Raw genomic sequence first — 25,557 nt, forward strand, 5'->3', positions numbered from 1 at the left:
GCTCACAGTTGCGTCGCCTGGCGCTGCGTGAGGCCGTACTCGTCCGCGATCGGGTTCCAGAGCCCGGCCGCCTCCTCCTTGGCGGTGGTGGCCTCGCCGCTGGCGCTGTTGCCCGCCGACAGGTGGTTCCCGCCGCCGCCGCAGCCCTTGCCGCGCTTGGCGGCGTCGGCCCAGGCGGCGTAGTGGTCGTCGGCGGAGGCGCTGGCGTTCCAGGCGTCGGTGAGCGAGCGCGTCAGGTCCTCGTGCGACGGGAGCTTGTCGACGCTCAGGTCCGAGAGCCGGGCGACGAGGTCGCGGCGCTGGCCCGCCGCGTCGCGCAGGTCCTTGGCGGCCTTGCCGAGCGCCTTGCACTCGCGGATGTTCGCGACCGAGCTGATCACCGCGTCGCGGCTGTCGTTGCTCTCGGCGAGCAGCGCGTCCAGCTCCTCGGCCTGCGCCTTGGCGGGGTCGTCCTTGACCGGCTTCTCGCCGCCGTCGTCCTTGCCGCCGTCGTCCTCGCCGCCCGGGTCCTGGTCGGCGCTGGCGCTGGGGGTGGCGCCGCTGGCGGTGTCGCCGCCGCCGTCGCCGCTGCTGAGGAGCCATCCCGCGGTGATGCCGACGGCGGCGCAGGCGGCGGTGCCGATGGCGATGGCGGCCCAGCGGGGGATGCCGCCGCGGCGGTCGTCGTCATCGTCGTAGTAGGGGCCACCGGGTCCGCCGGGGCCGCCGTTGCCGTACGGGCCGGGGGGCGGTCCCGCGGGGTGGGCGCCGGGCTGCTGGGCGCCGTACGGGGGCTGAGGGCCACCCGCGGGGGCGGCGCCGGGGCGGACCGGGGGGAGCCGCTGCGTGGCGCCGGGGTCGCCGCCGGGGGCGCCAGGGCCGCCGGGGCCGTCGCGGAACAGGCCCTCGAACTGCGTGTGCACCGGCGCCGCGTGGCGGCGCGAGCGCGGCGAGTCCTCGTCGAAGGCCGGCGGAGCGAACGGCGGCTGCGCCGGGGGCTGCCCGGGCGGGGCGCCGGGGTGCGGGGGCGGCTCGGCGGCGTCGGGCGGGTCGTAGGCGCCGGGCTTGGGGGCCTCGTACGACCCAGGGAGCGAGGGGATGAGCTGGGTGGCGTCGGAGTCGTCCCCGCCGGGTCTCTGCTGCGGTGCGGCGGCGACCGGGGGTATGAGCTGGGTCGCGGCCGTGTCGTCCGCGGTGCCCGGCGGCGGACCCGCGGGCGGCTGGTGCGGGGGCCCGCCGTACGGCGGCTGGGGCGCGGCACCGGGGTGGCCCGTGGCGGCGGCGGCCTCCGGGCCGCCGAGGGCGCCGGGGCCCGCGGGGGCGCCCGGCGCGCCCGCCGCACCCGGGGAGGCGGCGAGCGGCCAGGGCTGCCGGCCGGCCGGCGGGGCGGCCGGCGGCTGCGGGCGCTCCGGGCGGTTGCCGAGGTGACGTATCTGCTGCGTCGACTCGTCCTCGGTCTCGGCGGCTGCCGCGGCCGGGGACGGGTCCTGCGCCCACCACGGCTCGCCGCCCGGGGGCGGCCCGGCGCCGTCCGACGCGGGGGGCACCGCTCCCGCGCGCTCCTCGCGCCGGGGCTCGCTGCCGTGTCCGTCGTGGGTCAACGGGACTCCTCATGGGTACGGACTCTGACCGTCCGGACACTACCTGCTCGGTGCCGCGGTGAGCCAAGAGCCCAGCCCATGGCACCGGGCGGTGAACTCCCGCACCGCCGGCTCGGCCTCGTACGGCTCCAGGCTCCGCGCCAGCCGCGTCAGTTCGGCCGCCGCCCTGCCGGAGGCCAGCCCGTCGAGCAGCCGCAGCGCCCGCGCGCCCGTACGGCACGCCTGCGCGGGCTCCCGCCGCCCGCACTGCGCCCGGGCCAGCGCGACGAGCGCCAGGCAGCGCAGCCGCGCGGAGGACTCCGGCAGCCCGGCGAGCGCCTCCTCCGCGCACCGCTGCGCGGCCTCGAAGCGGCCGAGTTCGAGGAGGGCGCAGGCCAGTTCGTAGGCGAGGGCGGGGCGGCCGAAGCGGGCCAGCCAGGCGGGTTCGCGCCCGCGCGCCGGGTCGCGCGCGGGATCCCGTGCGCCGGCCGCAGCGCTGGTCGCGCCCGTCGCACCCGTCGCTCCGGCCGCGCTCGCGGCACCCGGCGCACCCGGCGCGGTTGTCGCGATCGTCGCGGTTGTCGCTCCGGCGCCGCCCGCCGCGCCCGGCGCGCGCGTTCCGCCCGACTCCGCCTGCTCCATCGCGGCCCGCGCCCGTCCCGCCGCCTCCCGGAACGCCGCCTCGTCGCCCAGCCCCGCCGCGCCCCGCGCCTCGGCGGCGCTGAACAGCGCCTCGGCGCGCGGCGGCACGCGGTCGCGGGTGCCCTCGCGGGCGGTACGGGCCAACTGCACCACCTCCCGGTGGTTGCCCAGCGCCGCGGCCAGCCGGCTCATGCCGGCGGCCAGGACGTAGCCGCCGAAGGCGCGGTCGCCCGCGGCGTCGGCGAGGCGCAGGGCCTGGACGTAGTAGCGCTGCGCGACGCCCGGCAGGCCGGTGTCGGCGGCCATGCCGCCGGCCAGCTCCGTCATCCGGGCGGCGGCCGCGAGGAGTTCGCGGCCGGTGGCGTCGTCGTAGCGGCCGGCGAGCAGGCCGGAGACGACGGAGTTGAGGTAGTGCACCGTCACCGGCCGGTAGTGGCCGCTGCCGTACCGGCGGTCGAGGGTGGCGAGGGTGGCGGTGGTCTCCCGTACGGCGGTCACGTCGGTACGGGTCACGGCCCTGCCCGAGGTACGGGCCAGCGGCGGGCCGGGCGCGCTGATCAGCCAGTCGCGGCTGGGCTCGACGAGCGCGGAGGCCACGGGGGTCGCGCGGGTCAGCACCTCGCGCCGGCCCACGTCGGCGCGCCACAGTTCGCAGACCTGCTCGACGGCGGCGGTGACGGTCGGGGCGTAGATGAGCCCCAGGGCGGTGCCGGAGTGCCGGGAGTCGGCCATGCCGACCTCGTCCAGGGTGACCGCGCGGCCGAGCTTGCGGCCCAGCGCCTCGGCGATCATCGCGGGCGCCTGGCCGCGGGGGCGCTGACCGCGCAGCCAGCGGGCCACGGAGGTCTTGTCGTAGCGCAGGTCGAGGCCGTGTTCGCGGCCGCACATGTTGACGCGGCGGGCCAGCCCCGCGTTGGAGCAGCCTGCCTCTTCGATCACCACCTGAAGTCGTACGTTCGGCGTGCGTGCCTCGATTGGCCTGGCGGCCATGGGTAGTCCTTCCTCAGGGGGCCGTGCGCGGCCGGTTCCTGGCAGAACCGGCAGGACGATCATTTCCCGCGAAATAACCGGAAAACGCCATGCTCCCTCCCCGCGCATCCGTGCGCCCCGCTGCCGCAACGTTGCTTCGGGAGATCCCTTAGAGGGCCCGTAACCCCTGCTCGCGGCTGGAGTTGAGCCGTCCGTGAAGGAGACCCCGGGAGCAGAGGCGACGCACGTACCCCGACAAGAGAACCCGCGCGAGCAGGGCGAAGAACTGCTGTCCGCAGCGCTGCAGTACGCGGAGGACCGGCACTGGGACGTGGTGCCGGGCACATGGATGGAGACCGACGACGGGGCCGGCGCACCGCGGTGCTCCTGCGGCGACACGGCGTGCCACGCGCCGGGCGCGCACCCCGCGCGGCGCGACTGGAAGGCAGCCGCAACGGCCAGCGCCACCACCCTGCGCCGCATGTGGTCGAAGCACCCGCGGGCGGCCGTACTGCTGCCCACCGGGCGGGCGTTCGACGTGGTGGACGTGGCGGAGAGCGCAGGATGCCTGGTGCTGGCCCGGCTGGAACGGGAGCGCACGGAGCTGGGCCCGGTGGCGGCGACGCCGGACCGGCGGATGTACTTCTTCGTCCTCCCGGGCGCCACGCCGAAGGTGATCGACGGCCTGCACGCGCTGGGTTACGCCTCGTCGGCGGCCCTGGACCTGGCGGTACGCGCCGAGGGCGACTGGGCGGCGGCCCCGCCGACGCGGTTCGCGACGAGCGGTCCTGTGCAGTGGATCCGGCGGCCGACGGTGTCGAACGCGTACCTGCCGGACGTGGCCGGGCTGATCAGCACGCTGGCGTACGCCTGCGGCCGCGAGCGCGTAGGAGCACGCCGGGGCGCGTAATGCGCCGGGGCGAGGGCGGGCGGGTCCTCAGGGGGGCGTCGGAGCGTCGCGGTTCACCGGCCGGGCAGCCCCCCGTACCTCTTCCGGCTCTGCAGCCGCCCGCGCCGGGCCCGGCGCGGGCGGTCAGCTCGCCGCCCCCGCGGAGCCGGCCCGGGTGCGCCAGCCCGGGAGGAGTTCGTCCAGCAGGGCTTCCGTGCGGGGCGGCAGTCCGCGGGCGCCGTGGAGGGCCGCCGAGCGGTCCAGGAGGTCGGAGGCGGTGGCCTCCAGGCGGTGGGTCTCTCCGGTGGCGTGGACCGCGCGGAGGAGTTCGTTCCACAGGCGCTCGTCCGCCGGGGCGACGACCAGCGCCGCCTGCACCGCCGCCACCGCGCCGTCCGCCTGCCCCGACTCGCGGCGCAGCGCGGACAGCGCCAGGCCCGCGTCGGCGACGAGCAGCGGCAGTTGGGCCTCCACGATCTCGTTCGACAGCCAGCCGTACCGCCCCTGCGGCCGGTCGGCGAGCAGCGGGCCCGCGGCCAGCGCCAGCGCGTCGTTCAGCAGCCGCTCGCGCGTCTGCGGGCTCGACTGCCGCGTGGGGTCGGTCGCTTCGAGGTGCAGCGTGCGCAGCACGTCCCAGTCGGAGACGACCGAGGTGGACAGCGCCAGCCGCCCGTCCGCGTCCGGCGCGAGCCGCGCCGTTCCCGAGGGGTCCCCGCCCAGCCAGGTGACCAGCCGCTCCACGAAGGCGTCGCGCACGTCGTCCGTCACGCCGCGCGGCCACAGTGCCGCCGCGAGGACCTGCGGGTGCACGCCCTCGCGGTGGAACAGCAGCAGCGCCAGCGCCTCCCGCAGCAGCGGGCTGCGCTCGCCGTCCGGCTCGGCCAGGCCCATGATCTCGTACGAGCCGAGCAGCCGCGCGTACACCGCGGGCCGTCCCTGCTCCGACAGGTCCACGGTGAAGCCGACCTCGCCCGCCGCGCGCGTGACCGAGATCCCGCGCCCTTCCGTGCCGCTGGTCGCCGCCCCCTCGACCTCCACCTGCGAGAACAGCTCGACCAGCGCCTCGTGCTGCTCCTGCGGCAGCCGCTGCGCGGCCAGTTCGAGGCCCAGCAGCGGGGCGCGCAGCCGACCGTCGCGGGTGATCTCGAACTCCCAGGACGCGCCGGGCAGTTCCTCCTGGCCCGTACCGACGAGGTAGCCGATGCCCAGGCGCGAGGAGCCGCCCGCGAGGTGCGCGAGCCGGTCGGCCTCGGCGGCGGTGGGCTCGGTGGCGACGATGACGAGGTGCGGCGCCCACTGGGTACGGCCCGCCTGCCCGGCACGGCCGGTGAGCACGCTGTCGTGGCCGGCGTTGCCCAGCGCGTTGGCGCGCTGCGCGGACTCGGCCTCCATGACCTCGATGAGCGCCGGCACGTCCTCCAGGTAGCGCACGCGCGTCGGCGCCAGCTCCGTCAGCCGCTCGCCGAAGCCGACGACGGTCACCGACATCCGGTCCGACCACCCGTTCGTGGCCAGCTCCGCGGCGATCGACGACAGCACCGCGAGCCGGTCCGCGGGCGCGCCCTTGACGGCGGCGATGCCGGGGACGGCCTCCAGGTTGAGCAGCAGCCGGGCCTCCTCGCGGGTGCCGAGGCTGGCGAGACCGGGGTACGGGGCCGCCGCGTCGTCGGCCTCGTCGGGCTGCGGGTAGCTCTCGATGTCGGCGCGGTCGATGCGCCAGAAGGTCTGGTCCTGCCCGGTACGCCACGGGGCGGGCGGCTCGCCGGCCACGCCCGCCAGTTGCAGGTACAGGTCGGCGTCGGTCAGCCAGGCCGCGTAGATCGTGGGCAGCGGGCGGGCGGCCTCGGTGAGCGAGGCGGACAGCCCGCGCAGCGCGCGGTCGAGGAACCGTACGCCGCCCGGATCGGCGCCGACGAGCAGCGCGTCGCGGGCGAGCGCGGCGCGCCCGGTGGGCTCCGCGCCCGTACGGCCCGCGCCGCCGGACTGGAACGCCGCCTGCCACAGCGCCTGCCGGCGCCGGCGGCTCAGCGCGCCGAGCACGCCGGCGGCGAGCAGCGGCGCGGCGATGAGCACCTCGGGCAGGCCGATGCCGCCGCCGTCGCTCTGCACCTCGGGGGCCGCCTGGTCGCCGCGGTCCGCGCCGGCGTCGCCGCCGTCGCTCTCGCGGGTCGGGATCTGCTGGACCGACTGCTCGCCGCCGCGGTCGGCGGAGTCGCGGTCGACGGCGGGGGTGTCGGGCACGAGGCGCTCACCGCGGCCGGAGGTGGCCTGCCGGTCGTCGCCGCCCGAGCCGCGCTCGTCGAGGGTGGGGCTGGACTTGTCGTACTCGTTGATCTGCTCGGCCTCGGACTTGGACACCTCGTTGCGCTCGTCGGGCATCTCGACCAGGTCGCCGCCGTGCGCGTCGGCGGGCATCTCCATGATCCAGCCGGGGCGGATCAGGCTGGCCTGGCTGAGCTTGGAACCGTCGGGCTGGATGCGGTCCTTGTTGAGCTGGTAGATCTCGCCGTAGCGGCGGCCGTCGCCGAGGTGCCGTTCCGCTATCTCCCACAGCGAGTCGTGGTGGCGGCCCTCGGGCGGCTGGATGCGGTAGAACTTCGTGTCCCGCTCGGCCTGTTCGCGGCTGTCCTTCTGCACCTCGCCGCCGGCGCCCTGGCCCCGCGGGGTCTCGACGTCCACGGCGGGCCTGGCGGTGTCGACCTGCTGGCCCGGGGTCTGCTGGGCGGCGGCGACCGGCGGCGGCTTGTGCTGGTCGAGCTGCTGGCCGAGCTGGGAGAGGCCGGGCGCGAAGCTGGCGGCGCCGGCGGTGAGCAGCAGCACGGCGGCGACGAGCTGGCGGGCGAGCGCCTGGCTGGCGCCGGAGCCCGGCACCCGGCCCGGCATGCCCATCCCGGAGACGGCGGCCTTGGCCTCGACGAGCACGCAGGCGGCGAACTGCGCCCAGGCCAGCCAGACGACGACCGCGAAGACCTTCAGGAAGACGTCGGCGGTGACGTCCTCGTTGAGCATGCTGAGGGAGGGGGCGGAGTCGGGCAGCGGCCAGCCGATGAAGGAGGCGAGCGCGCCCGGCACGCCGACGACGAGGACGACGAGCGCGAGGAAGGCGAAGAACGCCCTGACCACGTCGCCGAAGGTCCTGCGCCGGATGCGTACCGGTACCGGAGTCCTGTTCGCACTGCTGCGTGCCATCGCTGGTCCTGAGCCCTCCCGGTAGGCGCGGCGCGGACCGCGGCCCCCCTCGTGCGCGCGCTGCGCGCGCCGGCCGCTGGGCGGCGTCCCCGTACTTGCCCACCTGACGTTACCGAAGGCCGATTTGGGGGTCGAGCCCAGACAGGTGACTGCATCGTCACGACCTCGTCACCGCGGGCACGCAGCGTACGGCGCCGTGCCACCCTCGGCCCGCCTCGGGCCGCCCCCCGAGCCCCCGCCCCGCCCCCGGCCCGCGCGCGGCAAGGCCGCCGGTGCCGCCCCGCGTTCGGCGGTGCGGCCCGGCGGCCTGCGGTACGGGCAGCGCCCGCGGACGGTCAGCAGAACGGGATGTGGTCCACGTTCTTGACCCAGCGCGCGGCGACGAAGCCGTTGTGGGAGCCGATCTTGTACCAGAGGGAGTTGCCGAACACGTCCTGGCCCTCGACCTTGCATTCGATCCAGACGATCTCGCCGCGCGGGATGAACCCCTTCTCGTGCGAGGCGGTGGTGGGCTGCGAGCGGATCAGGACGCCGGGCTTGGCGATCACCACGCCGCGCTGCGAGACGTTCCAGTCGTCTTCCCAGGTCTTCATGGCGGGCGCGTGGCCCGTCGTCGTGGTCGCCGCCACCGGGGCCGCGCCCAGCAGCCCCAGCGCCATGGCTCCCGTGGCGAGCGCGACGGCGGTCTTCTTTCTCTTCAGCACAGATGCCCCTTGACAGTCGATCGGAGTGAGGCGGTCGCCTCGGTCCGGTTTGTATGACTATCTGACCGATGTCCGGGGCCTAGCTCGCCGAAGAGGGCCCTTTTCCCCCGATTGGCAGGACGGCCTCCCGCGTACGGCCCACATCCCCGCCGCGGCACCCGCCGCCGGCCGGGTGTCTCAGCCCGCTCCGGACGGGCGCCGCCTACGGCTCGCCGACCTCCGTGCGGGGCTCGGCCCGGGCCTTGCCGGTGGCCTCCAGGGGGCCGCTGAGGGCCAGGCCCGTCAGCAGCGGGCGGTAACTGAGGACGATCTCGACCTCGACGAAGGCTTCACCCTTATCGGTGCACCTCGCGGACTCGACGTCGCCGTTGTGGACCGTCACATGGGACATGAACTCCTGGACCCGGCTGTCGCAGTTCTCGTGCCGGATCGGGGCCTCGAACTCGGTCTGGCCCTCGTACAGCGCTTCCTTGTCCGTGTCCTGCGCCGCGTACCGCGCCGCCTGCTCCGCGATGTCCGCCGCCCGCTCGCGCTGCGAGATCGCCAGCCCGCCGTCGACCACGAACGCCGCCAGCGCCATGAACAGGAACGCGAAGATGATGACCGCACCCGCGCCGGAACCCCGGTCGTCCAGCTTCCGCACCCGCCCGGCCAGGCCCGCGCGCAGCCGCGCGGTCCGCACACGCACCCGCGTCATGCCGCCCTCCGGTACGGGTCGAGCGGCGCGGACGACGAGCCCGTCATCCGCGGGTCGATGTCCAGGCCCAGCATCCCCAGGCCCTTCACCTCGCAGGTCACCTCCACGGTGATGATGTTGCTGGCGGCGCCCGGCTCCGGCGGTGAGAAGTCCCCCGACAGGTCCACGTCCACCGGGCCCTTGCACACGTCGCCCTCCAACTGCGACTCCGCCGCCCGCTGCGCGGCCCGCTGCGCCTCGCCCACGGTGCGCTGCAGGGACGCGGCCCGTACCGCGTCGCGCGCCGCGCCGTCGACCCCGCCGCGGCCGTCGACCAACTGGCCGAAGGCGACGAGGACGAGGATGAACAGGAACATCACCGGGGCGAGGATCACCACCTCGATGGTCGTCACCCCCCGGTCGGACCCGAGGTCCCGGCGCTCCCCCGGCTCCCGGGCCCCGTGCTCCCCCCGGTCGCCGCGCGCCCTGCCCGCCGCGCTCACAGCCATGCGTCCCCGTCCCCCGTCATCCCAGATCCGGTACGAACCGCTCGATCGGCCCCTCCGACTCCGCCCGCGCCTTGAGGTCGATGAACGGGAAGACGTTCACCACGCCGCCCTCCACCGCCACCCCGACCCGGTCGTCCGCCGCCTCGTACACCCGGATGTCCGGGCTGGTGAGCAGCTTCGGGCCGACCGTGTTCAGCCGCTCCCGCGCCGCCTGCTGGGCCAGGCCCCGCCAGCCGCCCGGGTTCGACTCGGCCGTCCTGCGCGCCTCGCGCGCCCCGTGCTGCGCGGTGGCCTGCGCGACGTGGTCCGCGAAGAAGTACAGCCCGAACTGCACGGTGGCGAAGATCATGAAGTACAGCACCGGGGTGAGGAGCACGAACTCGACTGCGGACATGCCGCGGTCGCCTCCGCTTACGCCGTGCCGCCCGCTCCCCGGCCCCGTGTCACCGCCGCCGCCGTCGCCGCGGCAGGCGTCCAGCCTGCGCCGCAGCCACGCCGGTGCCTGTGCCGTTGTCGCCATGATCGTCAGCCCGCCCCGTCAGCCGGCGGCTCAGCAGCCGTCAGCGTCGGCGTTGCTGATGCAGTCCTTGACGTCGTTCGCGCCGTCGGACAGCGCCTGGTTGATGATGACCGCGACCGCGCTGACGATCGCCACCACGATGGCGGAGATGATCACCCACTCCACGGCGGAGGCGCCGCGGTCCAGTTCGCCCGAGCGGGCGCGCTCCACGCGGCCGCGCAGGAAGGTGACCAGGAAGTCGATGGCCGGATGTCCGGTGCTGGTGAAGCGGTTCTTCATGACGTCGTTGCGTCCTCTCTGCCTTGTGGGGGGATGACTCAGACCTGCAACACGCGGATCGCCGCGGGATAGACCAGGAAGACCAGGAACCCGGCGCACAGCAGTAGTTGTGCGACGAGCATGGACTGCGACTTCTCGCCTGCCGCCCCCTCGATTTCGGCAAGCTCGCGGTGCCTCATGGTCTCCGCCCTGGCCGCCAGCGACTCGCGCACCTTCGCGCCGTCGTCGGAGACCAGCGCAAGCGACGCCGACAGGTCCTTCAGCTCTTCGATCCCCAGCTCGTCGCCGAGATTGCCCAGCGCCTGCCACTGGCTGGTGCCGGTGATGCGGGCGTCGGCAAGTGCGTTGCGCACCTTGCGCAGGGCCCAGCCGTCGCTGATGTCGGCCGCGGCCATCAGGGCCTCGGGCAGGCCGCGCCCGCCCGCGAGGTTCATCGCCACCAGGTCCAGGTACGCGCCGACCACGCGGCGCAGGTCCTTGCGCTTGTCGGCGGCGTCCCTGCGTACCTCCAGGTCGGGCAGGAGGAAGAAAAGCAGCGCGGCGACCAGCGCGAGCCAGACCGGGATGACGGGGTTCAGGCCGAAGCCGGCCACCGAGATCAGCGCGTACACGCCGGGGCCGAAGACCAGCCCCACCGCGGACAGCAGCACCTTCGTGGCCAGGAAGCCCTCCCAGGAGCGGTCCAGCACCGCCAGGTCGGAGCGGAGCGAACGCTGCTCCCAGCCCTGCCGCAGATAGAACTCCGCGGCCCGCTCCCCGACCTGCGCGCGCAGCCCGCTGAAGCGCCCCTCCTCCTGCTGCTGCGGCGAGGAGGTCACCGTCCGGCCGGAGCCGCGGGCACGCAGCGCGTCGACCCGCGCGACCGTCGCGACCGCGCCGCGGCGGCCGGGCGCGATGGCCCGTACGAGCAGATAGATGCCCAGGCCCATCACCGCGCCGATGACGACCGAGTACGTCAGCGTGTCCGCACCCTGGAACTCCATCAGGAGACCTCCTCACGCGGCCGGACGAAGGCGACCTGCTGCGGCTGCTGCTTCGCGCCGGCCAGGAAGCGCTCCGGCGTCTCGATCGTCGACAGCTTGCGCAGCCACCAGAAGCCGGCCGCGAACAGCCCGCAGACGCAGGCCAGGACCGCCTGGCCGACGGGCGAGCCGTACGGCTCGACGAAGCCGCGGTTGAAGACCGACAGGCCGAGCACGAACGCCACCGAGACGCTGACGACGATCTGCACGCTGCGCCGCGTCGAGGCGCGCTGCGCCATCACGCGCTGGCGCATGTCGACCTCCTCGCGCGCCGACTTCGCCAGCGCGCCCAGCACCTCGCGCAGACCGGGGCCGCGCAGCCGGGCGTTGAGGATCAGGGCGGCGATGATCAGGTCCGCGGAGGCGTCGTCGAGGTCGTCGGCGAGGTGCTGCAGGGCGTCCGGCAGGGGCGTACGGGACCGCAACCGGTCGACCATCGCGTCCAGATGCGGCCGCAGCGCGGGCGCCGCGGCCCGGGCGGACGCCGGTATGGCCTGCTCCAGGCCGACCGCGCCGGCGATCGTGTCGCGCAGCGACTCCGTCCACTGGGCCAGCGCCTCGACCCGCTTCATCGCCATCCGCTCGGCGGCCGCGCCGCCGAAGAGCTTGTCCCAGAACGCCACCAGCACGCCCGTCGCCAGGCCCGCGACCGGCCAGCGGGTCAGCAGCAGCACCAGCAGCCCGGCGACCGCCGCGAGCGTCGCCCGCTGGCTGGCGAAGCGCACCAGCTCCGCGGCCCGTTCGCCCTGCTGCTCCTTCTCGTGCTCCGGCTTCGCCGGCAGCCCGCGGAGCGCGACGATGAGCAGCGCGATGCCGCCGCCGATCACCGCGCCGGCGAGCAGCCCGTAGCCCATGGTGGCGGAGAAGACCGATCCGTTCATCTGCCGCTACCTCCAATCCCCGCTGGGCTGGTAACCGAACGGAATGAGCTCGTCGATGCAGTGGATCGGCGCGTGCGGGTGCAGCAGGCCGTCCCGGCCCTCCTTGAAGACCTCGGACGACATCACGCGGCCGTCCACGCCGTTGACCTCGCGCACCGAGGTGACCATGCGCTGGAGGCCGCCGCCCTGGTGGTAGAGGTTGCGCCGCTCGATGAAGACGACGAAGTCGATGGCGCCGGCGACCAGCATCTGGCTGGCCTCCACCGGCAGCCGCTCGCTGGCCTGGAGGGCGTACGTCGAGATGCGGTTGAACACCTCGGAAGAGCTGTTGGCGTGGATCGTGGACAGCGAGCCGTCGTTGCCCTGCGACATCGCGTTGAGCATGGTGACGATCTCGTCGCCGAGCACCTCGCCGACGATGACGCGGGACGGGTTCATACGCAGCGACCTGCGGACCAGCTCGGCCATCGTGATGGCGCCGTGGCCCTCGGAGTTGGGCAGCCGCTCCTCGAACGCGACCACGTTGGGGTGCAGCTCGGGGAACTGGTCCAGGCCCAGCTCCAGCGCGCGCTCCACGGTGATCAGGCGCTCGGGGGCGGGGATCTCGTTGGCCAGCGCGCGCAGCAGCGTCGTCTTCCCGGCGTTGGTGGCGCCGGCGATCATGATGTTCTTACGGGCCCGCACCGCGCAGGTCAGGAAGGAGCCCAGCTCCGCGGAGATCGTCGCGTTGCCGATGAGGTCGGGCAGGAACACCTTGCCGAGGCGGGCGCGGCGGATGGACAGCGCCGGGCGGCGGGTGACGTCCATGACCGCGGAGAGCCGGGAGCCGTCGGGCAGGCGCAGGTCGAGCTGCGGGTTGGCGGAGTCGAAGGGGCGGGAGGAGAGGCCGGAGTAGGCGCCGAGGATCTGGATCAGCTCGACGAGTTCCTCGTCGCTCTCGGCCACCGGGTCGACCTTGGCCTCGCGGCCGTCGGCGTAGCCCACGAAGACGTGGTCGAAGCCGTTGATGTCGATGTTCTCGACCTCGGGGTCGTCCAGCAGCGGCTGCAGCCGGCCGACGCCGAAGAGGGCGGCGTGCACGGCCGCGGCGTACGCCTCCTCCGTCTCGGCGTCGAGGGGCGTGCGGCCGTAGTTGATCTCGGAGCGGGCGTAGTCCTCCAGGATCTGCGCGATGACGGCGCGGGCGAAGTGCCGCTCGTCCTCGGCGGACATGGGGGTGACGCCGGCGAGCTGGTCCTCGTGGCGCTGCCGGGCTATGCGGTCGCCGGCTTCCTGGCGGAAGCGTTTGACGAGGCCGTGGTCTACTGCGGGTCCGCTGCTCATCGGGCGGCTCCATGGCGAGGGCCGGGGCCCTGCGCGGGGCCTTGGCCGGGGGTGGCGCCGGGGGCGCCGTAGGCGGGGTGCTGGCCGGGCTGGGCCGGCTGGCCGGGCGCTCCGGGCTGACCAGGGGCGGCGGGGGCGGCGGGCTGGCCCGGGGCCTGGCCCTGCTGGCCCGGGGCCTGGGGCTGCTGGGTGTGGGCCTGCTGGGCGTGCTGCGGAGCCGGGTGGCCGGACTGCTGCGGGGCGCCCTGGCCCGTAGCGCCGCCGCCGTACGGTGCCTGCGGGGCCACGCCGCCGTACGGCGCCTGGGGTGCGCCCGCGGACGCCGGCTCGGCCAGCAGCGAGCTGCCGAAGTGCTGGTGCAGATCGCTGGCGACCTTGCGGATGGACCGTACGAGCATCGACTTCTCCGCGCGCCCGCGCCGCCGCCCCGCCAACTGCTCGGCGCCCGCGACGTCGTCCGCGATCACCCCGAGCACGCGGGCGCCCGACTGCGACGCCGTGAGCATGTCGTTGACCTGCGCGGCGACCTTCGCGGCGCCGGACGGCTCGGTGACCAGCAGCACGCCGATCAGCGGCGTGCCCAGCGCGGCGGCGCCGCGCTGGGTGCCGTGCAGCCTGGCGGACAGGGACGACGCCCGGTCCCGTACCCGCGCGATCTGCTCGGGCAGCGCACGGGCCACCAGCAGCACCAGCGAGGCGTGTGAGAACAGTTCGAGGCTGCCGGAGTCCACGCCGACGCGGCCGCAGTCCGCGATCACGTCCGCGCCGCCGTGCGGCGACTCGGCGAGCGCGGCGAACGCGCGGCCCAGCGTGGGCCAGAGCCGGGTGAGCCCGGCGGACTGGTCGGAGTTGCCGAGGCCGACGATGACGTCGAGCCCGCCGGACATCGGCTGCGCGTGGTCCCACAACTGCTCCGCGGCGATCCCGCGGCGGGCGGTGGCGGCCAGCGACAGCATGCCGGTGTTCGGGTCGAGTGAGTTGCCGTTCTGCCCGACCGAGCGGTAGACGAGGTCGCCGCCCGCCGGGTCCGCCTCGGCGAGCAGCGCACGCCGGGGCCAGACGGCGGCCAGCGCGACGGCGGTCGTCGTCACGCCGGGCGCGCCCTTGTCGGCCGCGACTGCGATCAGCGCCATGGTGAGTTCCCTCGCTCCCGTGAAGACCCGCTATACGACGTCAGCTACCGCTGGATACGAGAGTCAGGCCGACTTCCTTCTCGGACGCCGCCGCCACGAGAGGGCCCGCCTGTGTCTTGTCGACGAGGAGATTGACGGTCACGGTTCCACTGGTGACCGTGCCCTCGTCGCCGCGGCTGATGCTCTGTACCTTGACGCCCTCGGCAAGCACGTCGCCGGTGGTGACGGTGCCGGTGGAGCCGGTGCTGCCGTCCTCGCTGCTGCCGGACGAGCTCGGGCTGTCGCCGATGAAGTACGCGTCGACGCGGGCGCCGTCGACCAGGCCGCCGGGCATCTGGCCGGACTCCATGGTCACGCCGACCACGGTCTGGCCCTCCTCCAGGCCCTTGCCCTTCTGGATCATCTCGCTGACCAGGACGCTGCCGGGGACGAGGTCGGTGGTGGCGTAGAACTTGTCGAGGTCGCCCCTCAGGTCCCAGCGGATGTAGGGGATGTCGCTGTCCTCCGGCATCATCACCTGCTCGATGTCGTCGTCGGAGATGCCCTCGCCGGCGGGGACGCGGTCGGAGATCTGCACGGCCGCCACCTGGTTGCCGGCGCGCAGCACGAGCACGGCCGTGCCCAACGCGCCCGCGAGGATGAGCAGGACGGCCAGCGCCGCCAGCGCGGGTTTGCGTTCGCGCGGAGCAAACGGCAGTCTGTCGCCGGACTGCGGAACAGGGGCGGCCGACCTGCCGCCCGCGGCTGCCGTGCGTTCCCTGGTCTTCACGGAATCACCCCGTAACTCGCCGTTTCCTGGCCGAAATTCCCCTACCTGATCGGCCGAGAACGCCGCAACAGGTTGTCAAGCCATCGAACCGTAGCAGTAGCCTAAACCCCCCTCAACCCGCGCCAGGCAACGAGAGCGTCACAGCCCATCGACAGTTCCGATAGCTGAGACGACAACCTTGTCCGGGCCGCAAACGACCAGCTTGCGGGGGCGTACGAGGCCGGTTCCCGCGGGCGTACGTGTCCACGCGCGCGCCGGGAGCGGGGGCGGCGGCGCCGTTGGCGGTGCACGCTGTGACAGAACTGTGGACCGGGTATTGGCGAATCCGGATATGTGCAGTCGCCAACTCGCCGAATGGACGGAATTCCACGGGAGTCGGGGCGCGATTACGGATGTCAGTGGTCGTCGCTACGATCCGGTGGGAAAGGGGGATACACGTGCGACGGCCGGTGCGGCAGCGGGTGTGCGGCGGACTCGGGGGGTCCGGGGGATGGTGAAGTTCGTGGGGGGCGCGGGGGCGTCGGTGCGTACCTTGCTGACTGTCGGCCTGCTGCTGCTCCTGGCGAGCCTGCCGGGTGCCGGGGTGCTGGCAGGTGATGCGGTCGCGGCGGGCCGGGCCGAGGGGGACGGCGGCGGGCAGGCGGCGTATCTGGCGGAGCGGTTGCGCGCGGAACCGGTGTACGTGACGGATCAGGCCCCGCGCGAGATACCGCGGTCCGCCGCCGGGGAGTTCGCGAAGGCCGCGAAGCGGACCGGGGTGCCGACGTACGTCGTGCTGCTGCCCGAGCGCAACCCGTTCGACGAGCGGCTGCTCGGGGCCGTGCACGACAGGCTGCGCCGGGACGGGCTGTACGTACTGCTGGACAGCAGCGGCATCGGCATCACCGCCGTGCCCTTCGGCGTCGACGTGCCGGCGGAGTCGGCGACGACCGTGGCGCTGTATGAACTGCCGTACGACGCCGGGCCGCTGCTCACGTTCCAGCGCTTCGTGGAGGCGCTGACCGACGACGACCCGGCGGGGCGCGCGGAGGCGGCGCGGGAGAAGTACGGCAGCGACGCGGGCCGCGCGCCGGAGGAGGAGCCGGACAAGCTGCACATCACGCGCACCGACCGCGCGAACCAGTCGTTCCTGACGGGCATCCTGCTGGCCGGGGTGCCGCTGCTGGCGCTGCTGCTCGTGCTGTACGTGCTGCGGAGGCGGGCGGCTTCGGCGGGCGCCAAGTCGGGGGGCCGCGGCTTCGCCGGCGTCGGCGGGCGCGGGCTGCTCGCGGCGGTCGCGACGGCGGCGGTGCTGGCCGGGAGCATCGCCCTGGGCGCCGCGGTGCTGTACGACGACGAGACGACGGACCCGGGCCCGCCGCCGACGCGGGCGGACATGGACGCCCGGCTGGACCGGGTGTCGGCGGGGCTCGCGAAGGACCCGGTGTACGTGGACCCGGAGTCGCCCGCGCAGATCGACTCGGCGGAACTGGCCGGGCTGCGCAGGAAGATCGGCGGCCTCGACGTGCCGGTGTACGTGGCCTCGGTGCCGATGGCGCCGGAGGACGAGTCCGGCGGGCAGGGGGACACGTTCCTGAAGTCGCTGGGCCGGACGGTCGGCGGGGACGGCATCTACGTACTGGCCGATCCGCGGAGCGGCTATGTCAACGCCGTGGACTACGGGATCGGGCTGGACGTCGACCTGTATCTGCTGCCGGAGGCGATCGGGTACCCGCCGCGCGACGTGGACGACGACGACCTGCGGCTGGGCGAGCGGGTCGGGATGCTGGTCGAGGAGCTGACCGGAGCCCGGCCGGGCGGCGACCCGGGGACGGCACCGTCGCCCATGGACCCGCCGGACCCGGTGGCGGAGGACGCGCTGCCGTCGGTGTTCGCGGCGGACTTCGTACCGGGGCTGTTCGTCGGGACGCTGGCGGCGGGGCTCGCGTTCGGGCTGGTGGCGGGGACCGTGCGGATCTTCGGCAGGGTGCGGCCGGCGACGGCCGCGGCGGTCGCGGCCGCCGGCGGACCGTCGTACGAGGCGCCGCCGGACCCCTCGGAGGCGTACCTCCGGCGGACGGCGCACGCGGAACTGGAGGCGCTGGCGAGGGAGTTCGAGACGGCGGACCCGGGGGGCGCGGTGCGTGTCCGGGTGTGGGACTGCCTGGACGCGGCGCAGTTGCTGGTCGACGTGGAGGAGGACGGCCGCGTCGACGCGGACGCGACCCCGGAGGCGCTGGCGACGGCGATCACGCTGATCCGCGCGGCCCGCGCGACGCTGGCCGCGCCGGGCACCCCGGCCCGCCTGTGCACCCTGAACCCGATGCACGGCCCCGCCCACGGCAGGCAGCGCACCCGCCTGACCCCGGGCGCCCCCGCCCGCGCGGTCCCGCTCTGCGCGGGCTGCCGCAAGGCGGCGAGGTCGGACCCGGGCACGGCACACCGCCGGCGCCTCACGCTCCCGTCGCCGCGCGGGGAGGCCCGTATCCCGTACGACACAGCCCCGGGCCCGCTGCGCACGGCGGGCGAGGGGGTGCCCCGACTGATCCGCGAGGTACAGGAGGCCGCCGGTGTCCACGACTGAGCAGGGCCGGGGACGTGCGGAGGGGGCCGGGAGGCGGCTGCCCGCCGGGGCGATCCGCGGCCGGGCGGGGTTCTTTCGGGCGGCGCCGCTTGCCGCCCTGGCCGCACTGCTGCTGATCCTCCTTCCCACTTCCGCCGCCTGGGCGGCGCCCAGCCCCGGGGAGGAGATCGCCGACCGTCTCCGGGACTCCCCCGTCTACGTACACGACGCCTACACCGGGGCGGTGGACGAGGCGAGGCAGCGCGCGATCACGGCGCAGATCGAGGAGACGGGGCTGCCGATCAAGGTGGTGCTCGTACCGCTCGCGAAGGGCGACGACTTCGCCGGGGACCCGGGGACGCTCGCGGAGGTGGTGCGCGGACGGCTCGGTGACGGGGACCTGATCCTCGTCACGACCAGCGAACAGGCCGACTGGCTGCAGGGGTTCGAGTGGCCGGGCGACGCCCACCAGGCGCGGGACGCGGTGGGCGCGGTGGGGCACCTGGACGAGATGAACGAGGCGGGGCTCGCGGCGCGGGTGGAGAAGGCGGTGGAGCTGATCGACGCGGGCAACGGCACGGAGGTGTACGAGGAGGCGGTGGCGGACCTGGGCGCGGACACCCCGCCCGCGACCGGCGCGGACGACCCGGACGCCGGGGACGAGCAGTCCGAGGGCGGCTCGGCCCTCCCGCTGACCCTGGCCGCCGCGGCGGCGGCCGTCGCCGTGCTCGCCGGACTGCTGTGGTACGTCCGCCGCGGCCGGACCGGATCCCGCGCCGCCACGGCGCCGTTCGCGACGCCGCAGGCGGTGTTCGCGGCGGCCCGGACGGCGGACGAGGCGGAGTTGCGGCGCCGGGCGGAGGAGGAGGTCGTGGCCCTGGGCGAGGCGGTACGGGAAGTGGAGACCGACGCCCCCGACCGGGCACCCCACGTCCACGCCGCGCTGGACGCGTACGCCGCCGCGGGCACGGTCCTCGACGGCGCCCGGAGCCGCGCCGACCTGGCGGGCGTGCTGGCCCTGGTCGCGGAGGGCCGCGACGCCCTGGAAGCCGCCCGCGCCACGCGCCCCCGCCGCACCGCCCCGCTCCCCCTGTGCTTCTTCAACCCCCTCCACGGCCGCGCCACCCACCGCACCCGCTGGCGCCCCCTGGGCAGCCGCCGCCAACTCCCCGTCGCCACCTGCGACACCTGCACGAAGGCACTCCGTGAACGCCGCGCCCCGGAGGTCCTGACGGACACGACGGACGGCCGCGAGGTCCCGTACTTCGAGGTCCCGGCAGAATCCAGCATCTGGGCAGCCACGGGCTACGGCTCCCTGACCCGGGACCCCCTGGCCCCCCGGGTGGCGCGAGGCGACTTCACCCGCACCCGGGACTGACACCCCCGCGCCAGCACGGTACGTGGCGCCGATACGGAAGGGGTCAGCCCGGGGTCCTCCCGGGCGGCCACTCGACTCCCGCCTGCTCCAGCATCCTGCTGTACCTGACCCGCCCCCGCTGCATGATCACCGACGCCAGCCACAGGTACAGCCACCACGCCGCCGCGATCCCGCCCGCCACCGCCAGGGGCCCCGCGTGCAAGGAGCCGTTGACCGCGAGGGCGATCAGGACGCCCAGGGGGACCGCCACCGCCAGCATCCGGAGGCGGCCGCGGCGCGATGTGCCGTAGAGGTCCACCCTGATCCGGGCGTGCAGCAGCTCCGCCTCCTGCCGCGCCTCCGGTAGCGGCACCGGTCTGCGGTCGCCGGTCAGGCCGGGGAGCGGCCCACCGAGGGGGGCGTCCGGGTAGCGGGCGCGCGTGCGGGTCGCGCGTTCCACGGCGTCCGGGAGGCGGCGGAAGGCGAAGACGGGGTGGGCGCGGCTCGCGCTGTGCTGCGGAGAGAGACCGGCGTAGCGGTATCCGTACTGCTCGGCGAGGTAGGCGAAGGCCGCGAACGTCCGCCGGGAGTTCCACGGGTTGATCGTCGTGTACGTCTCGGCGCCCTGCTCGCCCGCCTTCAGCAGCGCCCGGAGCCGGGACCGGAGTTGCGGCCGTGGTGACATCGCCGTCCTTCGAGCGGAGCCGCTACTGGTTGCCGCCGCCTACCTGGCTTTCTTCCTTCTTCGTGCCCTTCTTGAGCTCGTTCTCCAGGTCGACGTCCACCTTGTGCGCCTCGCGTACCACCGTGTCCGACATCTCCGCCAGGCTCGTCAACTGGTCGTCGATGTCCCCCCGGCCGTCCTTCCAGCCCGACTCGAAGTCCTCCAGCTTGTCGACCACGCCGCCGTCACCGATGTCGTCGCGGTACGACTCGAAGGTGGCCTTCGTGCGGTTCATCCGGTTCTTGATGCTGCGCAGCCGGCCGCCGAAGCCGTCGAGCTCGCTGAGCGGAATCGCCAGCCTGTCGCCGTCGTTGCCCATGAGCCTCTCCCCCAGTCACTACGAAAGCGGGGCGCCGCCGCACCGAATACGATGCCACGGCGCCCCGGCCAAGCGAAACGAACCGAACCGAATCGCGAAGGTCAGCCCTTGAGGCCCTTCTCCAGCTCGGAGTCCAGGTTCTCGAAGGCCTCGGCGGCGGACTTCAGGAAGTCACCCATTCCCTCAAGGCCCTCGATGGTCTTCTTCGCACCGGTGGTGAACTCGTCGAAGGACTGGTCGAACTGCTTCGAGGACCGACCGGTCACGTAGCCGTCGCTCACCAGGCTCTGGATGTACTTGCGCAGGTCATCCAGCTTGCGGTCGATGTCCTGCCGCTCGTCCTTGAGTCGCTTGGCGGCATCCCGCATGTCCTGATATGTAACATCGACATCGGCCTTGCCCATGGCAGCTACCCTCCCGTTTGTCTCTACCGTCGCGAGGGCCGTCCCCGAGACGTCAGTCATGCATCGTTCGTGTCTCGCAACCGTAGACGCAGTCCCCCGCCCCCGCGGTTGCAGGGTCATGCCACACGCCGCGACGGCGGTTGCACCAGTGGCGGTTGCGCCAATAGCGCTCACGCCGGCGGCGGTTACACCGGCGGCCGTCATGTCAGCGGCGTCGTCACCGCGAACGGCTCGCCGTCGCCCAGGTGCAGCAGGCCCTTGCCCGGCTGCACCTGGTCGCCGACCGAACCGCGGTTCAGCCGGATGCCGATGAGGTCGCCCGCCGACGGGTCCTGCGGGGACAGGGCGACGCCGCGGCGGGCCTTCTTGGCCTCCACCTGCCAGCCGGAGAAGCCCGAGGCGACCTCCTCCTCGTCGCCCGCGAGGACCAGCGCCCAGCCGCGCTCCGCGCCGCGGCGGGCGATGGCCTTGAACTCGTCGCCCGCGTCGCAGTTCGTCAGCATCTCGGCGTCGTCCACGAGGACGACGATCGGCTCGTCCGGCGACGCCTGCTTGAGCAGGTCGTGCACCTCGTCCTCGTCGATGTCGTCCTCGGTGAAGACCTGCAACACGCCCTCGCGGTCCGCCAGATCGCGCATCGGCGACGGCCGCGGCGCGGCGATGATCAGGCGTACGCCCTGCTGGAGGAAGGTCAGCGCCATCGACTTCAGCACCGTGCTGCGGCCGGACTTGGCCGGGCCGCCGATGATGAACGCCGGGATGCCGTCCGCCAGGTTGGGGCCGAAGCCCATCAGCTCGTCGCCGCCGACGCCGACCAGCGCCCACAGCTTGGAAGCCTCCTGCGCCTGGACGTCGCGCATCTCCCATGCCTCCTCGAAGCCGAGGCGGCTGGGCAGCACGTCGACGCGGAACGGGCGCAGCGACCGCGGCACCGCCGCGTCCCGCGCCGTGGCCGCCTCGCCGATGGCGGCGACGGCGGCGGCCTGGGCGGCGCCGGACAGGTCGTCGGAGAGGACGGCTATCTGGGTCTCCAGGCCGCTCTCCGCACGGAACATCCGGCCGGGCTCGATGTCCTCGGGGATGTTGCGGGCGTTGAGGCTGATCATGGAGAAGTCGGAGCGGTCGGGCAGCCGGAAGGCGAACTTGTCCTCCGTCAGCGTGCTGATCCGGCCGGTGAGCACGCTGCGGTCACCGGTGATGATCATGTGGATGCCGACGCTCGCGCCCTCGCGCAGCAGCCCGTAGATCTCGTCGGTCAGATCGCCGTGGTTGATCTCGCCGAGAGTGGGCAGCCAGCCCTCCCAGCGGTCGAGGAGCACCACGGTGTACGGCAGCTTCTGCTCCGGGTCCGACGCCGCGGCCCGCTGCTCGGCGATGTCGGCGAAGCCGTCGGCGGCGAGCAGCTCCTGGCGGCGGCCCAGCTCCTGCTTGAGCCGGCCGATGAGGCGCACCGCGCGCTCCGTCTGGTTGCGGCTGACGACGGCGCCGCAGTGCGGCAGCCGGGTCAGCGCGTTGAGCGCGCCGTTGCCGCAGTCGATGCCGAACAGGTGCAGGTCGGCGATCGAGTGCGTACGGGCGAGGGACGCGGCGATCGTACGGAGCATCTGCGAACGCCCGCTGCGCGGGGCGCCGCCGACGATGAGGTGCCCGAAGTCGGCGAAGTCGATGGCGACGGTGCGCCGGGCCTGCTGCGCGGGCAGGTCCTCGATGCCGTACGGCGCCGGGGGCAGCGGGCCCGCGCCCTGCGGCGCGGGCAGCGCGTCGAGTTCGATGCTGTCGGGCAGCGCGGGCAGCCACGGGCTGTGCTGCTCGGGGATGCCGAGGCGCTCGTTGGCCTCGTTGACCGCGTCGACGAGCACCTTCAGGTCGGTGATCTCGTCCTCCTCCTGCTGCGCTCCCGCCGGGCGCTTCAGCGCGCCCCGGCCCAGCTCGGCCCAGCCGAGGCGGCCGGCCCAGGGCTGGGCGGTCGCCGGGTCGGCGGCGCCGGGGCGGCGGCCGCCGACGCGGCCGGACTGGAAGGGGACGAGGGAGGCGTGGCCCAGGCGCACATAGGCGCGGCCGGGCATGGACTTGGCGATGAACCCGGCGTCGGGGGCGTCGATGACGTCCGCGGACTCGCCGCCGTCGGTGACCCGCAGCGCGATGCGCAGGTTGGTGTTCGCGCGGATCTCCGGGGAGACCACGCCGCTGGGGCGCTGGGTGGCGAGCATCAGGTGGATACCGAGCGAACGGCCTCGGGCGGCGATGTCGACCAGGCCGGTGACGAAGTCGGGCAGCTCGCGGACCATGGCGGCGAACTCGTCGATGACGAGCAGCAGCCGGGGCAGCGACGCGTACCGGCCGGGCTCGCGGCGCAGCAGGTCCTGGAAGTCCTCGATGTCCTTGGCTTCGGCGTCGGCGAGGATGTGCTCGCGGCGGTGCAGCTCGGCGCGGAGCGACTCCAGGGCGCGGGTGACGAGGTGGTTGTCGAGGTCGGTGACCATGCCGACGGTGTGCGGCAGCTTCACGCAGTCCTTGAACGCGGAGCCGCCCTTGTAGTCGATGAGGACGAACGTCATGTTCTCCGGGGTGTTCGACACCGCGAGCGCCGCGACGATCGTCTGCAGCAGCTCGGACTTGCCGGATCCGGTGGTGCCGGCGATGAGGCCGTGCGGGCCGTCCTTGCGGATGTCGATGGCGAACGGGCCGTCGTACGACTCGCCGATGACCGCGGTCGTCGACTGCCCGCCGATCTGCCAGCGGGCGGCGATGGCGTCCCCGGTCGGCGGCTCCAGCTCCACCACGTCGAGCAGCCGGCTGGACGACGGGATGGCCGCGTCCTCGGCCTCGCCGCTGATGTCGCGCACCGGCGACAGACCGCGCGCCACCAGCGCGCACCACGCGGGCGAGACGAAGTCCGGGCGCACGCCGCGGCGCCGCTCGGCGCCGGCCTGCTCGACGCGCAGCCGGATCGGCCCGGTGCCGTCGGCCGCGGCGGCGCGCTGGGCGGCGTCCTGCGCGTGGCCGGTGCCCCAGGCGCCGACCTGGAACGGCGGGTAGCCCCCGGGGCCGCCGGGCCCGCCGGCCCCGGCCACCTGCTGCATGGGGATGCCCTGCGCGGCGGCGGCCCGCGGGTCGTGCTCCTCCGGCTTGGGCTCGGCGACGACGATCGCCTGGCACTCGCCGGGCAGGAAGCGGTCCTCGGAGTCGAGGCAGATGGCGAACATCGACACCGCAGGGCCCTCGCGCAGCAGCCGCACCACGCCCGGCAGCGAACGCAGCCGCCGCGAGCCGTCGAAGACGATGACGATGTCGGGGTCCTTGAAGGACGTCGGCCCGCTGGCCCGCTGGTCCTTGGCGGCCTTCTGGCGTGCGTCGAGCAGTTGGGTCAGCTCGGCGATGCGGGCGGCGACGGTCTCGGTGTCGGTGCCGACCAGCGCGTTGGTGTCGTACTCCCCGGCCGGGCGGGCGTGCGGCAGCCAGCGCATCCAGTCCCAGCCGGCCTGGCCGCCGGGCTCGGTCAGCACGTAGAACTGGACGTCCAGCGGGCTGTGCAGCACGGCGGACTGCGCGACGGCCCAGCGGCCGAGGGAGCGCGGGGTGTCGCCGGCGCCGGCGATGCCGAGGACGCCGATCTGCCGCAGCGGCACGGTGACGGGCGCGTCCTGGATCTTCCACAGCACCTGGCGGCGGTGCTCGTCCTGCTCGGGGTCCTCCAGCAGCACTTCGGAGTCCAGCTCGGCGGTGCCGAAGCGGATCAGCAGATGGTCGGCGTCGGTACGGCGCCGCTCCCACAGCCGGGTGCGCGGGCCGGTGGCGGTGGACAGCAGCAGGGCGGGGTCGGGGCCGCCCAGCCGCCGCTCGTTACGCTCGGCGACGAGGGCGTCGCGGGCGTCCTTCTCGATCCGGGCCTTGTGTTCCTTGTACTCGGCGACGGCCTTCACATGGGACTTGCGGCCGTGCTTCTTGTCCATGAAGTAGTTGCCGATCATGATGATCGGGCTCATGAACGCCATCAGCAGGTAATACCAGCGGCCCATGACCAGGCACATCGTCACGCCCATGACGGCCGGCATCAGCGCCATCAGCCACGGCAGCGGCCGGGCCTGGCCCTCCTTCGGCGGCGCGGGCAGCTTGAAGCGGGTCTCGCGGTCGGGCGGCAGCAGGCGCGGCGGGCGGTTGTAGTCGAGCCCTGCGCCGTCCTCCGAGGTGGCGACGGCGGCGTCCGGCGGGGCGTAACGCACCAGCTCGAACAGCGAGTTGCCCATGGCGACCTGGGCCCCGTACGGCCAGGCGTCCTTGCTCTGCGGCGGCTCCTGCGGCAGCGGCGGGGGCGCCGGCTCGCCGGCGCGCCGCCGGCGGCGCTCCTCCCGGCGGGCCTCGCGGCGGCGGCGCCTGCGGGCCCTGCGGGTGTCGTCGTCGTCCGACTTCTCCTTGGGCTTGGCCAGCTCGGCGAACGTCGTGCCGTCGAGGGTGGCCTTCTCCTGGTCGCCGTGGACGTGGACCTTGCACGTGCCGTCGGCGGAGACGGTGAGGCTGAAGGCGCGCTCGGGCAACTCCGGGTCGGAGACGCGGATATGCGTCGCGTTGCCGCTGCCGATGTCGACGCGGCCCAGGCCCAGGCGGTGCACCGCGCCGGCCATGGGGCCGCCGACGACGCGCAGCTCGACCAGGCCCGTGACCTCGCGGGGCGGGCAGCCCACCGGGTCATACAGGCTGACGACCGTGCCCTCGCGCAGCGGCGACTGGGCGACGGGCAGGCGGGGGTCGACGGCGAAGCCGTCGACGAAGACGGGCGGCGGCGCGGGCGCCGCCGCGGGCTGCTGCGGCGGGGCGCCGGGCGCGCCGAAGGGGACGGCCGCCGGGGGCGCTCCGGGCGGGGCGACCGGCGGCGCGCCCGCCGTGGCCCAGCCCCCGGGCATCTGCGCGGGGGCGGCCTGGGCGTGGGCGTGCTGGGCCTGCTGGGCGTGGGAGGCCGGCACCTGGACGGCCTGCGGCGCGCCGTGCGGCGGCGCCGCGGCGGGCGGCGGCGGCGAGTCGAGCTGGCCGGCCAGAACGCGGGCGACATCGCCTACGGACGACTCCGCCTCGGCGTCGAGGACGACGTCGGCACGGTCGCCCCCGAGCGGATCGACGACGGTCAGGGTGAGGCGCACGCTGATCCTCCT

Annotated in this window: 20 protein-coding genes; 3 read left to right on the top strand and 17 right to left on the bottom strand. The window is 74.5% G+C overall.

The features are described 5' to 3' along the window. Window positions 1–2: 2 nt before the first annotated feature. Together OG946_RS14420 and OG946_RS14425 are read right to left on the bottom strand one after the other, a co-directional pair. Window positions 3–1,580: a hypothetical protein gene (locus OG946_RS14420; RefSeq protein ID WP_326796519.1), complete on the bottom strand. Its 1,578-nt coding sequence runs from the start codon at window positions 1,578–1,580 to the stop codon at window positions 3–5. 39 nt (window positions 1,581–1,619) lie between these two features. Continuing rightward, on the bottom strand, window positions 1,620–3,191 hold the full coding sequence (locus tag OG946_RS14425; RefSeq protein ID WP_326796520.1) for a transcriptional regulator: 1,572 nt from the start codon (window positions 3,189–3,191) through the stop codon (window positions 1,620–1,622). A 193-nt stretch (window positions 3,192–3,384) separates the two neighbouring features. On the opposite strand from OG946_RS14425, the gene OG946_RS14430 reads away from it, so the two are divergent. Then, entirely contained in the window at window positions 3,385–4,080 is a 696-nt protein-coding gene (locus tag OG946_RS14430) for a bifunctional DNA primase/polymerase (protein WP_326796521.1), read from the top strand. 123 nt (window positions 4,081–4,203) lie between these two features. Here OG946_RS14430 and OG946_RS14435 read toward each other — a convergent pair whose 3' ends face one another. The 11 genes from OG946_RS14435 to OG946_RS14485 all read right to left on the bottom strand — a co-directional run bounded on the left by OG946_RS14435 (window position 4,204) and on the right by OG946_RS14485 (window position 15,064). Further along, window positions 4,204–7,248 (bottom strand): LysM peptidoglycan-binding domain-containing protein, encoded by a 3,045-nt coding sequence (locus tag OG946_RS14435; protein WP_326796522.1) that lies wholly within the window; start codon window positions 7,246–7,248, stop codon window positions 4,204–4,206. Window positions 7,249–7,583: 335 nt separating this feature from the next. Then, window positions 7,584–7,952 (bottom strand): SH3 domain-containing protein, encoded by a 369-nt coding sequence (locus tag OG946_RS14440; RefSeq protein WP_326796523.1) that lies wholly within the window; start codon window positions 7,950–7,952, stop codon window positions 7,584–7,586. Between the two features lie 202 nt (window positions 7,953–8,154). Continuing rightward, entirely contained in the window at window positions 8,155–8,649 is a 495-nt protein-coding gene (locus OG946_RS14445; protein ID WP_326796524.1) for a TadE/TadG family type IV pilus assembly protein, read from the bottom strand. Then, on the bottom strand, window positions 8,646–9,041 hold the full coding sequence (locus OG946_RS14450; protein WP_326800250.1) for a TadE family protein: 396 nt from the start codon (window positions 9,039–9,041) through the stop codon (window positions 8,646–8,648). Before OG946_RS14450 ends, OG946_RS14445 begins: the two co-directional genes overlap by 4 nt. A 112-nt stretch (window positions 9,042–9,153) precedes the next feature. After that, a complete protein-coding gene (locus OG946_RS14455; protein ID WP_326796525.1) occupies window positions 9,154–9,657 on the bottom strand; it encodes a TadE family protein in 504 nt (167 codons plus the stop codon). A 30-nt stretch (window positions 9,658–9,687) separates the two neighbouring features. Then, window positions 9,688–9,936: a hypothetical protein gene (locus tag OG946_RS14460; RefSeq protein WP_326796526.1), complete on the bottom strand. Its 249-nt coding sequence runs from the start codon at window positions 9,934–9,936 to the stop codon at window positions 9,688–9,690. Between the two features lie 38 nt (window positions 9,937–9,974). Then, window positions 9,975–10,919 carry a type II secretion system F family protein gene (locus tag OG946_RS14465; RefSeq protein ID WP_326796527.1) on the bottom strand — a complete coding sequence of 315 codons (945 nt, stop codon included), beginning with the start codon at window positions 10,917–10,919 and terminating at the stop codon, window positions 9,975–9,977. Continuing rightward, entirely contained in the window at window positions 10,919–11,839 is a 921-nt protein-coding gene (locus tag OG946_RS14470; protein WP_326796528.1) for a type II secretion system F family protein, read from the bottom strand. The genes OG946_RS14465 and OG946_RS14470 overlap by 1 nt, the downstream gene beginning before the upstream one ends. A gap of 6 nt (window positions 11,840–11,845) precedes the next feature. After that, window positions 11,846–13,162, bottom strand: a complete 1,317-nt coding sequence (locus OG946_RS14475; RefSeq protein ID WP_326796529.1) for a CpaF family protein — start codon at window positions 13,160–13,162, stop codon at window positions 11,846–11,848. Further along, window positions 13,159–14,295: a hypothetical protein gene (locus OG946_RS14480; RefSeq protein WP_326796530.1), complete on the bottom strand. Its 1,137-nt coding sequence runs from the start codon at window positions 14,293–14,295 to the stop codon at window positions 13,159–13,161. The genes OG946_RS14475 and OG946_RS14480 overlap by 4 nt, the downstream gene beginning before the upstream one ends. 40 nt (window positions 14,296–14,335) lie before the next feature. Next, window positions 14,336–15,064 (bottom strand): hypothetical protein, encoded by a 729-nt coding sequence (locus OG946_RS14485; RefSeq protein ID WP_326796531.1) that lies wholly within the window; start codon window positions 15,062–15,064, stop codon window positions 14,336–14,338. Between the two features lie 523 nt (window positions 15,065–15,587). Here OG946_RS14485 and OG946_RS14490 point away from each other — a divergent pair. Together OG946_RS14490 and OG946_RS14495 are read left to right on the top strand one after the other, a co-directional pair. Beyond that, complete coding sequence (locus OG946_RS14490; protein WP_326800251.1) at window positions 15,588–17,627, top strand: hypothetical protein; 2,040 nt, start codon at window positions 15,588–15,590, stop codon at window positions 17,625–17,627. Next, complete coding sequence (locus OG946_RS14495; RefSeq protein WP_326796532.1) at window positions 17,614–18,984, top strand: hypothetical protein; 1,371 nt, start codon at window positions 17,614–17,616, stop codon at window positions 18,982–18,984. Before OG946_RS14490 ends, OG946_RS14495 begins: the two co-directional genes overlap by 14 nt. A 43-nt stretch (window positions 18,985–19,027) precedes the next feature. On the opposite strand, the gene OG946_RS14500 is transcribed toward OG946_RS14495, so the two are convergent. From OG946_RS14500 to OG946_RS14515, 4 genes are all read right to left on the bottom strand, one after another. After that, entirely contained in the window at window positions 19,028–19,648 is a 621-nt protein-coding gene (locus tag OG946_RS14500; RefSeq protein WP_326796533.1) for a hypothetical protein, read from the bottom strand. Between the two features lie 22 nt (window positions 19,649–19,670). Then, complete coding sequence (locus tag OG946_RS14505) at window positions 19,671–20,006, bottom strand: hypothetical protein (protein ID WP_326796534.1); 336 nt, start codon at window positions 20,004–20,006, stop codon at window positions 19,671–19,673. Between the two features lie 101 nt (window positions 20,007–20,107). Beyond that, complete coding sequence (locus OG946_RS14510; protein ID WP_026276583.1) at window positions 20,108–20,410, bottom strand: WXG100 family type VII secretion target; 303 nt, start codon at window positions 20,408–20,410, stop codon at window positions 20,108–20,110. A 200-nt stretch (window positions 20,411–20,610) separates the two neighbouring features. Then, the gene (locus tag OG946_RS14515; protein ID WP_326796535.1) at window positions 20,611–25,545 is read right to left on the bottom strand and encodes an FtsK/SpoIIIE domain-containing protein; all 4,935 of its coding nucleotides are present in this window, start codon (window positions 25,543–25,545) and stop codon (window positions 20,611–20,613) included. Window positions 25,546–25,557: the final 12 nt, after the last annotated feature.

It is taken from the genome of Streptomyces sp. NBC_01808 (genome assembly GCF_035917395.1).
Classification (GTDB): Bacteria; Actinomycetota; Actinomycetes; order Streptomycetales; family Streptomycetaceae; genus Streptomyces.